This window comes from Coleofasciculus chthonoplastes PCC 7420 (assembly GCF_000155555.1).
Classification (GTDB): domain Bacteria; phylum Cyanobacteriota; class Cyanobacteriia; order Cyanobacteriales; family Coleofasciculaceae; genus Coleofasciculus; species Coleofasciculus chthonoplastes_A.
The window spans coordinates 194,496-207,856 of the sequence record NZ_DS989850.1; the positions used below are offsets into that span (position 1 = coordinate 194,496).

At 43.3% G+C, this 13,361-nt stretch carries 13 protein-coding genes; 8 read left to right on the forward strand and 5 right to left on the reverse strand.

Annotated features, from left to right (window positions below):
- Positions 1–49 precede the first annotated feature (49 nt).
- From pdxH to MC7420_RS15550, 3 genes are all read left to right on the forward strand, one after another.
- Positions 50–694: a pyridoxamine 5'-phosphate oxidase gene (gene pdxH / locus MC7420_RS15540; RefSeq protein WP_006101561.1), complete on the forward strand. Its 645-nt coding sequence runs from the start codon at positions 50–52 to the stop codon at positions 692–694.
- A 238-nt stretch (positions 695–932) separates the two neighbouring features.
- Positions 933–2,213 (forward strand): ABC transporter substrate-binding protein, encoded by a 1,281-nt coding sequence (locus MC7420_RS15545; RefSeq protein ID WP_006101311.1) that lies wholly within the window; start codon positions 933–935, stop codon positions 2,211–2,213.
- Between the two features lie 346 nt (positions 2,214–2,559).
- Positions 2,560–3,372, forward strand: a complete 813-nt coding sequence (locus MC7420_RS15550; protein ID WP_006101473.1) for a Uma2 family endonuclease — start codon at positions 2,560–2,562, stop codon at positions 3,370–3,372.
- Between the two features lie 88 nt (positions 3,373–3,460).
- On the opposite strand, the gene hpsU is transcribed toward MC7420_RS15550, so the two are convergent.
- From hpsU to MC7420_RS15565, 4 genes are all read right to left on the reverse strand, one after another.
- Positions 3,461–4,069, reverse strand: a complete 609-nt coding sequence (gene hpsU, locus MC7420_RS15555; RefSeq protein ID WP_006101516.1) for a hormogonium polysaccharide biosynthesis acetyltransferase HpsU — start codon at positions 4,067–4,069, stop codon at positions 3,461–3,463.
- Between the two features lie 172 nt (positions 4,070–4,241).
- On the reverse strand, positions 4,242–5,198 hold the full coding sequence (locus MC7420_RS15560) for a glycosyltransferase family 2 protein (RefSeq protein ID WP_006101531.1): 957 nt from the start codon (positions 5,196–5,198) through the stop codon (positions 4,242–4,244).
- Positions 5,199–5,383: 185 nt separating this feature from the next.
- A complete protein-coding gene (locus tag MC7420_RS39810) occupies positions 5,384–5,542 on the reverse strand; it encodes a hypothetical protein (protein WP_006101363.1) in 159 nt (52 codons plus the stop codon).
- A 50-nt stretch (positions 5,543–5,592) separates the two neighbouring features.
- Positions 5,593–6,312: a hypothetical protein gene (locus MC7420_RS15565; RefSeq protein WP_006101385.1), complete on the reverse strand. Its 720-nt coding sequence runs from the start codon at positions 6,310–6,312 to the stop codon at positions 5,593–5,595.
- 167 nt (positions 6,313–6,479) lie between these two features.
- Here MC7420_RS15565 and cobU point away from each other — a divergent pair, with 167 nt between their 5' ends.
- Both cobU and MC7420_RS15575 read left to right on the forward strand, forming a co-directional pair.
- Positions 6,480–7,064: a bifunctional adenosylcobinamide kinase/adenosylcobinamide-phosphate guanylyltransferase gene (gene cobU, locus MC7420_RS15570; protein WP_006101507.1), complete on the forward strand. Its 585-nt coding sequence runs from the start codon at positions 6,480–6,482 to the stop codon at positions 7,062–7,064.
- A gap of 54 nt (positions 7,065–7,118) precedes the next feature.
- Positions 7,119–7,730 (forward strand): hypothetical protein, encoded by a 612-nt coding sequence (locus MC7420_RS15575; protein WP_006101466.1) that lies wholly within the window; start codon positions 7,119–7,121, stop codon positions 7,728–7,730.
- A gap of 186 nt (positions 7,731–7,916) precedes the next feature.
- On the opposite strand, the gene MC7420_RS39815 is transcribed toward MC7420_RS15575, so the two are convergent.
- Entirely contained in the window at positions 7,917–8,177 is a 261-nt protein-coding gene (locus tag MC7420_RS39815) for a hypothetical protein (RefSeq protein ID WP_157453184.1), read from the reverse strand.
- Positions 8,178–8,281: 104 nt separating this feature from the next.
- Here MC7420_RS39815 and MC7420_RS35250 point away from each other — a divergent pair, with 104 nt between their 5' ends.
- The 3 genes from MC7420_RS35250 (at position 8,282) to MC7420_RS15590 (ending at position 13,342) form a co-directional block, all read left to right on the forward strand.
- A complete protein-coding gene (locus MC7420_RS35250; protein WP_006101586.1) occupies positions 8,282–10,156 on the forward strand; it encodes an adenylate/guanylate cyclase domain-containing protein in 1,875 nt (624 codons plus the stop codon).
- A gap of 245 nt (positions 10,157–10,401) precedes the next feature.
- On the forward strand, positions 10,402–10,611 hold the full coding sequence (locus MC7420_RS15585) for a hypothetical protein (protein WP_006101310.1): 210 nt from the start codon (positions 10,402–10,404) through the stop codon (positions 10,609–10,611).
- A 139-nt stretch (positions 10,612–10,750) separates the two neighbouring features.
- The gene (locus MC7420_RS15590) at positions 10,751–13,342 is read left to right on the forward strand and encodes a tetratricopeptide repeat protein (RefSeq protein WP_006101376.1); all 2,592 of its coding nucleotides are present in this window, start codon (positions 10,751–10,753) and stop codon (positions 13,340–13,342) included.
- Positions 13,343–13,361: the final 19 nt, after the last annotated feature.

Consider the following 13,361-nt stretch of genomic DNA (forward strand, 5'->3'; position numbering starts at 1 on the left):
TCCCTCTCCGGCTTGCTTCGCTCTTAGCCGGAGTCTCACGAGGTATACGATGAGTAAAAGCATCGCCGATTTGCGGCAAGAGTACAGCCTACAACGGTTAAATAAAACAGATGCTCATCCCAATCCATTCGAGCAATTTACCGTATGGTTTGACCAAGCGGTAGCCGCGAAGTTGCCAGAACCCAATGCGATGACTCTGGCGACGGCAACACCTGATGGGAAACCGTCGGCGCGAATGGTACTGCTTAAAGGATACGATGAGCGGGGGTTTGTCTTCTATACAAACTACAAAAGTCACAAGGGACAGCAGTTATTGGCAAATCCTTGGGGTGCGATCGCCTTTTGGTGGACTCAGCTAGAACGACAAGTGCGGATTGAGGGACAGATTGAGCAGGTGTCGGCTGAGAAGTCAGATGCTTATTTTCATAGCCGTCCCCAAGACTCTCAACTGGGGGCTTGGGCATCTGAGCAAAGTCAGGTGATTGACAGCCGAGAGGTACTGGAGCAACGATTACAACAGCTTAAAAAAGAGTATGAGACTAAAACCATACCCCGTCCACCTCACTGGGGAGGATTTCGATTAATTCCTGTCGCCATTGAGTTTTGGCAGGGGCGTCCAAGTCGGTTACATGATCGGTTGCTCTATCAACGTACAGAAGAGGGTAGCTGGATGATACAACGCCTATCGCCTTAGAGTCATTGATCAGGGAACGGGGAACGGGAAACAGGGAACAGGAAATTCATAATTCATTATTAAAAATTTATCAGTCATCAGCTATTGCCGATCGCCAAAATCAAGGTTATCTTAGAAGGACTATGACGCCAGAACTTGATGTTGATTTTTCAGCACCAATACGAATACTAATTGTTAAAACTAAACCAATGGGGTGCATGATTAGATTAAATTTATTCCCATTGGGTAGAAAATAGAAATGTTGACAGCAAAAGTTAGTCAAAAACTGACTTTACTATTGAGCTTACCAATACTTTTAGCCGCTTGTAGTCCGGCTCAAAATGAGTCTGCTCAAAGCAATACCGTGACCATTATGGGAGTTGGTACAGGCAAGGGTGAGGAGGAACTTAAAAAAGCCCTAGCACCATTTACTGAAGAAACAGGAATTAAGGTAGTTTACGAAGGCACGAGTGAGTTTGCTACTCTATTACCCGTGCGGGTTGATTCAGGTAATGCGCCGGATATCGCCATGTTTCCCCAACCGGGTTTAATGGCTGACTTTGCCCGCGAAGGAAAGCTGGTGGCGATTGATTCCTTTATGGATATGACACAGCTATCTGATGCTTATGCTCAGGATTGGTTGAATTTAGCTAGCGTTGATGACCAAATCTATGGTATCTGGTATCGGGCATTTGTCAAAAGCTTAGTTTGGTATAACCCAACCGCATTTAAAGCCAAGGGCTATGAAGTTCCGACAACATGGGATGAAATGATCGCATTGTCAGACAAAGTTGTAGCTGATGGTGGTGTTCCTTGGTGCATCGGTATGGAAAATGGTAGTGCTACAGGTTGGGTGGGGACAGATTGGGTAGAAGATATCATGTTGCATCAGGCTGGGGCAGAGGTTTATGATCAGTGGATTACTCATGAAATCCCCTTCAATCATCCTACTGTTGAGGCAGCTTTTGAAAAATTTGGCACAATTGCCCTTAACCCTAAATATGTCCTTGGGGGTACAACGGGTGTACTGAGTACCCCATTTGGAGACTCACCGAAGGGTCTTTTTGAACAATCACCCAGTTGTTATATGCATCATCAGGGTAGCTTTATTACAGCGTTTTTTCCGGATAATGTGGTGATGGGTAAAGATGTTGATGTTTTTCCCTTTCCCACTATTAATCAAGACATTGATACTCCTGTGTTAGTCTCAGGAGAAATCGTTGCCATGTTTAATGATACTCCAGAAGCGCGAAAGTTAATGGAATATTTAGCAACATCAAAGCCTCATGAAATCTTGGCAGGTATTGGTGGTTATCTCTCTCCGCATCAACAAGTGAGTTTAGAGGCGTATCCGGATGAGGTAACGAAACGACAAGTTGAGATTTTATCTAATGCAAAAGTTGTGCGCTTTGACGGTTCAGATATGATGCCAGGAGCAGTGGGAACGGGTACGTTTTGGACAGGTATTGTAGATTATGTGGGTGGAGAAGAGGTGGATAGTGTTTTGAATAGGATTGAGGAGAGTTGGTCAGATAGATAATCTAAGTAAGTAGGGACAATATAACCCACATTCCGCACGTCAAGTTGTAGTATGCAAAGTAGTACAAAAATCCCAAAAGGCGTAATCATTACGTAGTACATTATGAAGTGCGGAATGTGGGATTAGGTATTAGGTATTAGGTATTAGGTATTAGGTATTAGGTATTAGGTATTAGGCGTTAAACTCTAGAACACCAGTCTAGTAATCGAAATCGATGGGAGTATTCCGGAAAAACGGTAACATATAAGATACCAAATATCCCAAGCATCGGGGAGATCCGTGGAGCATGGTGGTATTGGGTGCTAGCCTAAAACTAATCCCTAAAGGAAAACCGCAATAAATCACCATGGTTCGCCTTTCAACTCAATCAGATCCACCGCTTTCACCTCGGCAAACCTTACCGACGATGTATGATTTACCGAGTGATAACCCGGAGGAACCTGGATTGCCAGACGAGTTTCATTTTTTCCAACCCTTATTGTTGCTTCTGACGTTTCAACCAGCTAACTGGAATCTGGAGTTGGTATTTTCTGCTTGTGATTTGAATCTTTACTATAGTGTTACCCATCCTCAGTGGTACAAACGTCCAGATTGGTTTGGTGTGGTAGGTGTACCTCGGTTGTATGAAGGGCGGGATTTACGATTAAGTTACGTGGTTTGGCAAGAAGAGGTGAATCCCTTTGTCGTTGTGGAATTATTGTCCCCCGGTACACAAGAGGAAGATTTAGGTAGAACGGTGCAAACACCAGGAAATCCGCCAACAAAGTGGCAAGTTTACGAGCAGATTTTGCGGATTCCTTACTCAATTGTGTTTAGTCGTTATACCAATGAAGTGCAGGGGTTTCATTTAGTCGGGGGTCATTATGAACCGATGAATCTGATTGATAATCGGTTATTGATGCCGGAATTAGAGTTAAGTTTAGGATTATGGCAGGGGAGTTTTCGGGGAATTAATCGTCTGTGGTTGCGGTGGATGACGATTGAGGGTGAGTTAATTTTAACGCCAGAGGAGGAAGCTGTAGAGGCACAGGAAAGGGCGGTTACGGCACAGGAAAGGGCGGTTACGGCACAGGAAAGGGCGGTTACGGCACAAGAAAGGGCAGAACGATTGGCGGCACGATTGCGGGAATTAGGGGTTGATCCCGATGAGTTGGAATAGGTGCTAGGTTTGTAGTTGCCCTGTCTTCGCCCTTACTAAGGTACTGCATCAGACCGGAAATTATATTTTTTTATTTATACCTGATTACCTAAATCTGCCGTAGATAACGGGGGTGAGCGGGTGTTCCCCAACACACCTGTTGAGCCGGAATATTACTAAAAACACTACTGCGGGTGCCAATAACGGCATTCGCTCCAATTTGGACACCGGGAGCAATAAAGCAATCGGTAGCAATCCAAACTCCGTTCCCAACACTAATTTCTGCCGTTTTCAGGCTAAAAGCCGCATCTTGAATATCATGACTTCCGGTGCAAAGATAGCTTTTTTGAGAAATCACACAATGACATCCGATGTGAATCTGCTCTAAGCTGTACAACACCACATCATCCCCAATCCAGCTATAGTCCCCAATTTCTACCTTCCAAGGATAGGTAAAGCGAGCAGTTGGACGGATGAGTACGCCTCGACCAATTTTTGCACCAAATAACCTCAGGATAAAGCAGCGAAAGCCATTAAAATTATGTGGACTTATCGGAAAAGCAACAGCTTGCACCAACCACCAGAGTAAAATGAACCAGCTTGGACGCCCCCGGTCAAAATTGGACTGGTCATAATTTCGCAAATCAACTAACGGGGTGTCATCCAAAACAGGAGGTTCGGTGAAATCTGGAACGTTGGTGTCTAAGTCTCGGCTCATAGATAAGCTGTTCGGCATTTAAACCTTAATATCAATAATGGCAAAAATTTTATTTTTTTAGCGCTTTGGCTAATCAATTATTATTTTTTTCATTGTCAAATCAATAAAATTCCCTTTTTCCTCTTTCCTTTGACCAAATTTTAATCAGCAATCTGAACAATGTAACAGCCGATTAGGAATTGGGAGAAACCACAGAAGTAGCCGGAGATTTCGCAGATGATACGGTTGATGTTTCCGCCTCTGGATTGAGATGACCGCCAAATTTGCGTAATTCGTAGAGTTTGACACCAATTTGATATTCGTATTGACTCAACAAGCGTCCGTAAATATAACCTGCTTTACCATCCAGAAAGCCAAATCGGATAAAGTAAAAGATAATAAATCGCAAGGTTGGTTTAAAGGGTAGCCACACCCAAACCTTTCTCAAAAAACGCTTACGCTGTACCGCATCCCCAAATAAATTAGCACCAATCGTACCTGATTCATCATGACCCGTGAGCATATTAAGGTAGACCCGGGCTTCCCAGTTAGAATAGCGATTGTGTCGTGCCAACCAATGGTAGATATCTCGGAAGTCGATATGATCCATATCTGCTTTGAGATAACCAACTAACCCTTGCAGGATAACGTGTTCGTGAACTTCATTATCTCCTGTATTGGGAATTCCTTCAGTTCCCAGATTTTCATAGCGACCTTTTTGATGTTTAAACAAGCGCAGATTCCAGTCTGGATATTTTCCCCCATGGCGAATCCACTTGCCTAAGAAATAAACGCGGCGATTGATATAGTACCCTTCATAGTTGGGATTTTTAATCGCCGTAGCAATTTCATCCCAAAGCGCTGGGGGAATGCGTTCATCGCAATCCACAATCAGCACCCATTCATTACGAAAGGGCAGATTTTCCAAACTCCAGTTTTTCTTTTTGGGCCAATGCCCATTGAAATAAAATTGCACGATTTTCGCACCCGTTTTTTCGGCAATTTCGATAGAGCGATCGCTACTTTGGGAATCCACTATAAATACTTCATCGGCTCTAGCCACACTAGCCAGACAAGCCGGAAGATTAGCTTCTTCGTTTTTTGCCGGAATTAGAACCGAAACGGGAACTTTAGAATCAAGACTAGTCATACTTTAAAAAGATTGAATCGGTGAGAACGGGAACGGTTTACTTGTATTTTGAACGCTGATCATGAATAGGATTCAAAATGTGTTCGAGTTGGGGCAGGCGGAACTGTTATAAATAGCGCCAATCGTAGCATTCCCTCGATTCCTGGAGAGGATTATGAAATTTTGTCACTTTGACCATACCATTTCTACTGGTTAAACAAACGTTTGGCTAGATGCTCCAATTCATAGTTTAGCGTTTTGATCGTTTCTCTTCTGGTGGGATAGGCTACAGTACCATTCTCAATTAAAGAATTTGAACGGGATAAGGGATGGGAAACAGACACATAAGTGCGATTACGTTCCATCAATGTTATAACTTCCTAACTCACTAACCTGCCAACTTTCGGTTGAATGTTCAATCATTACCGAGGTGCGCGTGCAATACCGCTAGGGTTTCTGCAAGCTGACTTAGGCGCGTTTCCAGATCATCTTTTCGACTCAGCAGTTGTCGTAGCTTCTGATAACGTGCGATCGCTAAACTGACACTAGGCACTTGATCCGCTGGACAGGTACGCACCCAAAACTGACCATCTGCATCTAATCCACAAAGGCGATAACCTGCACGGGGGGATTCACAGGTAACATTCTCATCGCCCTGGGATTGATGCCACGGTTGGGTTACATAGTCCATGAGTCGATCCACCTCAGCACGACGTACTCCTGAGTGATCCGCTTCCGGTTGACGAGCATGAGATTCTAACCACCCCTCAACGATTGGTCCATCCATATAAATATCTTGAATTTGGCGGACTATAGTGTGCAGTTGTTTCTGCCAACCCGAGACAATATCTTCAATTTCTTTGAGCAGATTCATTGCCAAGGCGGGATTGGCGCTATGGCGATGTTCACTGAAGCTAGCGGATTTGAGTTTCGGCAGTGTTGGGGTTTTATCTTGCTGCTTTTGAGCCGGGAATGGCGTCACACTAATCGAGAATGAAGGTTCTTTCCCTTTGGCGGAGTCGCTAGACTGATCCCCAGTTGAGTCCACTGGGGACGCCACAGCCGTGGATGGGGTTTGGTCATCCTGAGCTAATTGAGATAGAGTGCTTTCGATCCGTTGCAGTTCTGGTTTCATCGTTTCTGATGTCACTGGGCAAAAATCACGCTTCTTGCAGCAGATGAAGTCCCTAGGGTTTAGTTTTGGGACATTGCCACCTACCTATTCAATTTTGACCCAATCTGGCAAGAGATTCGGCAAATCGCTAATTTTTGATCTTTGTCGATTAAACTTGATCACGGCAGATGAAAGCGATCGCGGGAACCATACTATCGATGGGTCAGCTTATCCTGGTCACGGGTCCAGCCCGTTCTGGAAAAAGTGAATGGGCAGAACAATTAGCCGATCAGACAGATAAGCAGGTTGTTTATGTGGCAACGGCACAGGTTGATCCCAACGATTTGGAGTGGGTTGCCCGGATTGAGAAGCACCAACAGAGACGCCCCGCCGAGTGGACGTTGGTGTGGACGCCGATAGATTTAGTCGAGACGATTCTGGAGTGGGATCAACCGGATTATTGTCTGTTAATTGACTCCTTGGGAACCTGGGTGGCGAATTGCCTAGATCAAGAGGATGGGATTTGGCAGGATACCACAGACACCCTCTGGCGAACTGTTAACCAAAGCTCCGCCACCATCATTCTGGTTGCTGAAGAAACGGGTTGGGGTGTGGTTCCGGCTTATCCCCTAGGCAGAACTTTTCGCGATCGCCTCGGTCAAGTCGTGCGTCAGTTCGGTATGATTGCCAATCCCGTGTATTTGGTTACGGGTGGTCATGTGCTTAATCTCAGCACCCTGGGATCACCGCTATCGCGGGAATCGCTACCATAGAAATACAGACGGTAACAATAAAGCAGCTTTTGCTGCTGAGGTCTTATATATTCTATGGCATCTGAACAACAAGTCAAACGCTACCTAGCCTATTGGTTTCAGGTTGGCAAAACAATTGTCGTCCACAATGGTGAAAAGGTGCTGCAACCACAGCGAATCATTGCTGGCGATCGCTACAGTCAAGAGTTTGAGGAACTCTGGCAATATCTGCTTTCCCCCGAAAGCGGAGATTGTTATCTCACCGGAACTAGCCAGACGATTTCTGAGTTGTTGACATCCAAGTGGGATCTTGAACCCTGTTCCCGCTGCGATATGCCTGTTCCTATGTTCAACGTGGGATTACCGCCAGAGTCTTGCGCCTGTAGCGATTTATCCAATTGGCCCAATACGGATTTACCCAAACCGCGAGAACCGATCAATAATCAGAATCGCTTGAGGGCGATTCACCACCGCCTGCGTCAGGGTGAGAATCCAGATGGTAGTGATCGAGAGGCTTCTCCCGATCCCAAAAATCAGACCAGAGAATCTCCTCACCCCCCAGAATCGTTAAATCAGCAAGATTATCTGCGGTTGGTGCGCGATCGCACCTCTTGTCTCAGGAAACCTTTGTCAGCATCACCTGAGAATTCCTTGGCATCTGGTAACCAGAAATCCGCGACCGATTAATAATTTCTCAATAAAACTTAACGCTGTTGTCTGGGGTAACTCTTCCGGACTGGATTGGAACCGGAAGTTATTTTAAGTAGAACTTACACCCCAGTGCAGCGTGTTTCTATATTATCTGGTTGAGAGTAAAACGTCTTCACCCAAAGGTGACGGAGAAGTCCATTCTGGTCTGACCTGTTTTTTTGGCTACTCCGTCGCTGTCAGTATAGACGGGCGATCGGCTTTGAGCAGAATCAGGCAGACCCTTGTATGTCCCACCTGGAGAGCAGAGCGAGACATCCACCTAGGTGGGGCGATGAATTTAAACTGTTTTGCCGACTCTAGGTTGAAGGTATCCAACAAGACATAACCTAAACCGAGCCAACATCCTAGCTGGAGCAGTTTTCCGGCTGATGGATCATCATGTTCGCAAAGTTTTGCAAACGATGTCTTTGTTAGCCCTTTCACGCCCTGAAAAGAGTGGATAGGATATCTATCCCGATCGAGTCGCCTGTTTAGGTGTAAGGTCTGTTAAATCGATTGAACCTGAGCTGATTATGAAGTTCTCCGCTATGCGAAATATAGGAATTGCTGCAGGCGGAACTTTTTTATGGGTTATATTATTCATTAAAGCTCAGACTATCAATTTTAGTCAACACCATCAGTATCTGTCAAACTTACACCAACTCCAGGAAACTGACGCAACTTTAAATACAGATATCTTGCAGGCTCAACAGGAGTCGTTCAATGATCCTGAAACTATTCTTAATGATTTAAGTCAGATTGACGACTTACACCATAACTTAGAAGATATACCTGATTTTGTTAATAGAGAGTATTATCCAGAACTTAAGTCAGCCTTACAACAGAATCGCTCACTTTTTCAAGATAAGCAGGTTTTAATCGAAGAATTGATTGAACAAGAAACTATTCTCAATCAATCTTTAAAATTCCTGCCTAATACGATTCAAAAATTATCGAGTCAAGCCGCAACGGAACCAGACGCTGATCAGTTAATCAATCAGTTGAATACTCTGTTGAATGATGTTTTAATTTATACCCTATCTCCTAGTGATGAATTAATTATCAAAATCCAGAGACAAATGGCAGCAATTCGGCAACGTGTCGATGTATTGACAGCATCGTCTACCCTGAGTCTTTCTGAACTCGATGCCGCCCTAATCTATGCCGAAATTATTGTGACCCATGAATCTCAGGTGGATAGTCTGGTGCTGCAAATTCTGGAATTACCCACGGAGCAACAAAGTGAACAGATCCTGGACATTTATCAGCATTCTTATCAAGTATTTCTCAGGAAAACTAAAATTTATCGAATTTTATTTTATGTCGTTTCTGGTTTGATAGCGGCAACCTTATTTATTGTGCTTATCGCCAAAACTCAACAGCTAACCAAAAATCTGCAAAAATGCGAAGAAAAATATCGGATTAGTTTTGATGATTCCGTAGAAGGAATTTTTAAAATTACTCCAGGTGGACGTTTTTTAACGGCAAATAACACATTGGCAACGATTTATGGGTATGCTTCTGCTGAAGAACTGTGTAACAATTTAATTAATCTTAATCGTCAGCTTTACGTTCAGCCAAACCGTCACGATGAATTAATCCGTGTCCTGGAGAAATATGGATCAGTTTCGGATTTTGAATCGCAAGTGTACCGGAAAAATGGCACAAAAATCTGGATTGAGGAGAAGGCAAGAGCTGTCCGCGATAAACACGGTAATTTTATTTACTATGAAGGAACCGTAGAAGATATTACGGTACGTAAAGCATGGCAAGAAGCACTGCACTATGAACAAGAGCAAGGCGAACGCCTACTGCTAAATATTTTACCCAAAGTAATTGCTCAACGCTTGAAACAACTCGAAAGTACAATCGCAGATAATTTTGAGGAAGTCACAGTTTTGTTTGCCGATATTGTTGGCTTTACCGAATTATCGGCTCGCTTCCCCCCTGCCCAAGTTGTTGAATTACTTAACCGAATTTTTTCGGCGTTTGATGAATTGAGTGATTATTATGGATTAGAGAAAATTAAAACAATTGGGGATGCCTATATGGTGGTAGGGGGACTCCCTACTCCTCGCCCCGATCATGCTGAAGCTACGGCGAATATGGCGCTAGATATGCAACAGGTAATTACCAAATTTAATAACCAGAATAATCAAACCTTAAGTATTCGGATTGGCATCAATACCGGACCCGTTGTTGCTGGAGTCATTGGCATCAAAAAGTTTAGTTATGATTTGTGGGGAGATACGGTTAATATTGCCTCACGCATGGAATCCCAAGGGCTTCCTGATAAAATTCAGGTTACTGAGTTTACGTATAAAAAGTTGCAGGATAACTATCTGTTTGAGGAACGAGGCACTATTCAGGTTAAAGGCAAAGGGAAGATGACAACTTATTTTCTTAAGGGGAAGATTCACTAGCCTCAAATCCTTACTGTTCCCCGTTCCCGGTTCACCAAGTTTGAGTATATTTACTTAAGTATATCTACTGACTTAACATAGAGCGGATCAACAATCACCGAGAATCATCATCAGTTGCCGATCAGAGCTAAAGATGGCAATAGGAGTGATAAGCTATCTCTATATAAAAAATTGATCATTATTGCTTTTTCTTAATAAACTAAAAAAAGAACATCTAAGTGGATTGAGATTATAGGGGAAGAACGATGCCAAGAAATCGGGGAAATTCAAAAATGCCGTTAAATCACAAAGACACAGCGGCGTTAGATAAAATCTTTTCAGGATTAGATGGTGAGTTCGTTAATCAAATAGAAACGATTAGTTCTTACTATGCTGTAGCACCCTTAGATCGTTGGGAAGAGAAAGGATGGGTGCGCGGTGGCTGCTTATCGGGTTGTCACAACTCTAAAGTTTGAAGTCCCTTGAAGGTAGAATGTAGGGTTAAAGGCATAAACTCAGTAACAGCACGCCTGCTAACTTAAAGTTCCTAAGATAAAATTTGGGAAAGAGTGCGATGCTAAGGAGCGCATCTTAATCATTTTACTCCTCCCATGCATGATTAACCAGGTTCTCTACGTTTGGCTACGACAGGTGCAAGGCTTACTGGAAACCAGTCTGACATTAATCAGTGAAAACAAGGATATTTTCATCGTCATCCTTGGCGTTGGAATTGTACCTCTAACTGTGCGTTTATTCTGGTGGATGCTCCAGCAACGTCGCCAGCGGCAAATTCTTCCTGACACTTTTCCTTTTGATGTCATAAAACCACAAAGTAAGGTATTGCCAGCTATTCTCGGTGGTGATACGAATGATCCGCTAGCTGATTACAAAATCCCATATCAGGAGCGAATTTCTGGGCGTAGCATTCACGACGAATTGAAACAAAAGCTGGACGAATCGCGCTGGGTTTTGATTCTCGCACCGACTGGAATCGGGAAAACACGGGAAGCGGCAAATTTAGCACAGAGACTGAATACCGAAGGCTGGACAATTCTTCACCTGAAGCGGGGTGAATGGTTGGATGCACTCCCTAGATTTCCAGAGGATAAGATTGGTACGGATAGGAAATTGCTGTTTTTCCTTGATGACTTGAACAGCAAAATTTACGGTGGGCGCATTGAGCAATCCCCAAAAGCCGATGAGCCATTACAACGGTTAAATGTGCCACTACAAGAACGATTAATTCGAGCAATCGAATTTTATGAAAAATCTTGCCGTAAAGAGGATATTCGGGTTATTGCCACGGCTCGTAATGAAAAGGAACGAGAATTTACGGATGAACCAAGTGAGTGGGAAAAATTGGAATTTGATAAATATCCAGCGCTGTGGAAACGCTTTGCTATCTATGAATTAACAGAACCCGAAGAATCAGCTATTATTAGCGTTTTGAGAGAGGCTGTTTCCCAGGCAAAGATTGAAGCAAACCCTGATGATTATGCCTGTCTCGCCCAGAGAAATGACCATACTTTTAGAAATATTGTCGAGAATCTTCGCAGCGCGAAAAATAATCGCCAGTCTTTGACAAGAGATACCTTCCGCGACACACTGAAAGGAACTTGGGAAAAACGGTATCAAGAGGTAGTTAAGAAATATCCTATTGCTCCCTACATTTACGATGCAGTGGAATTGCTGGAGATGGTGGGCATTTCGCTTTACCCCTTTACTGTAAAGCCGACAGCCCTGCTGATTGCAGATGGAAATTTGCTACAGCGCTTACAGCATTGGAGGAAAATTCGCCATGCTTGGAACTATCTGATAAGTAAAGAACATATTCTCGAACCGCGAGAAGGGCAAATTGAAGCGAAGGGCAGGCGTGTGGAATCGATACAATATATTTCACCTTTGTCTAGCCTTGTCTTACAACTGGCTACTAAACACTCCAAAAAAATGCTAGTTTCAAGTCTTATTTTTGGTTTTAATGCTATAAAATTAGGATACTCTAAAGAAGGTATTATTAGCATAAATAAAACTCTTGAAACAACCCAGAAGCTATGCAAATCTAACTTTGGTAAAGAATATGTGCTGGAGAACTTAGAAGGCTATGCTTATTTGGGTAAGGGTTATGCACTGCACAAGTTGGGAAACCTCAAAGAAGCGATCACTAACTACGATAAAGGTCTTGAATTAAAACCGAATAACTATGAAGCTTGGAGCAATCGGGGTAGTGCGCTACGAGATTTAGGACACAATAAAGAAGCAATTATTAGCCACGACAAAGCTATACAAATCAAATCTAACTACTACCAAGCTTGGCATAATAGAGGTATTGCGCTGTTGAACTTGAGACTTCTGGAGGAAGCAATCGTCAGCTTTGATAAGGCTATACAAATAAAGCCGGACTTCCACGAAGCCTGGAATAACCGGGGCGTTGTATTGTTGAACTTGAGACTTCTGGAGGAAGCAATCGTCAGCTTTGATAAGGCTATACAAATAAAGCCAGACTTCCACGAAGCCTGGAATAACCGAGGTGATGCGCTGTTAAACTTGAGACGTCTAGATGAATCTCTCGCCTGCTTTGATAAAGCTCTGGAATTAAAACCAGACTCCTGGGAAGCGTTGAACAACAGGGGAACTGTACTGCTAAAGTTGAAAAACTTAGATAAAGCACTCACTTGTTTCAATAAAGCCATACAAATCCAACCCAATCTCCACCAAGCCTGGAATAATCGTAGCATTGTGTTACGGAAATTAGGACAGTTCAAGGAAGCTATTACTAGCTGTAACAAGGCTCTGGAAATCCAGCCTACCTATTACGAAGCCTCGTACAATAAAGGAATTGCACTAGCGATGTCAGGATACCTCAAACAAGCTATTATATCCTTTGATAAAGCCACACAAATAAAACAGGATTTCCATGATAACTGGTACATCAGAGGTCTTGCGTTTTATGATTTGGGACGGTTGGAAGAAGCGATCACTAGCTTTGAAGAAGCTACAAAAATTAAACCGAATAATGCCGATAATTTTTATAGCAAAGCTTGCTGTTATGCGTTGCAAAATAAAATTGACCTAGCCGTTGAAAGCTTGAAACAAGCCATTAAGCTGAATCCTGAAGAGTATCGAGAGATTGCCAAAACCGATTCAGCTTTTGATAATCTTCGAGGAGATAATCAGTTTCAGGCTTTGATTCAAGGTGACATCAATTGACTAAACCGATGAATAAGCA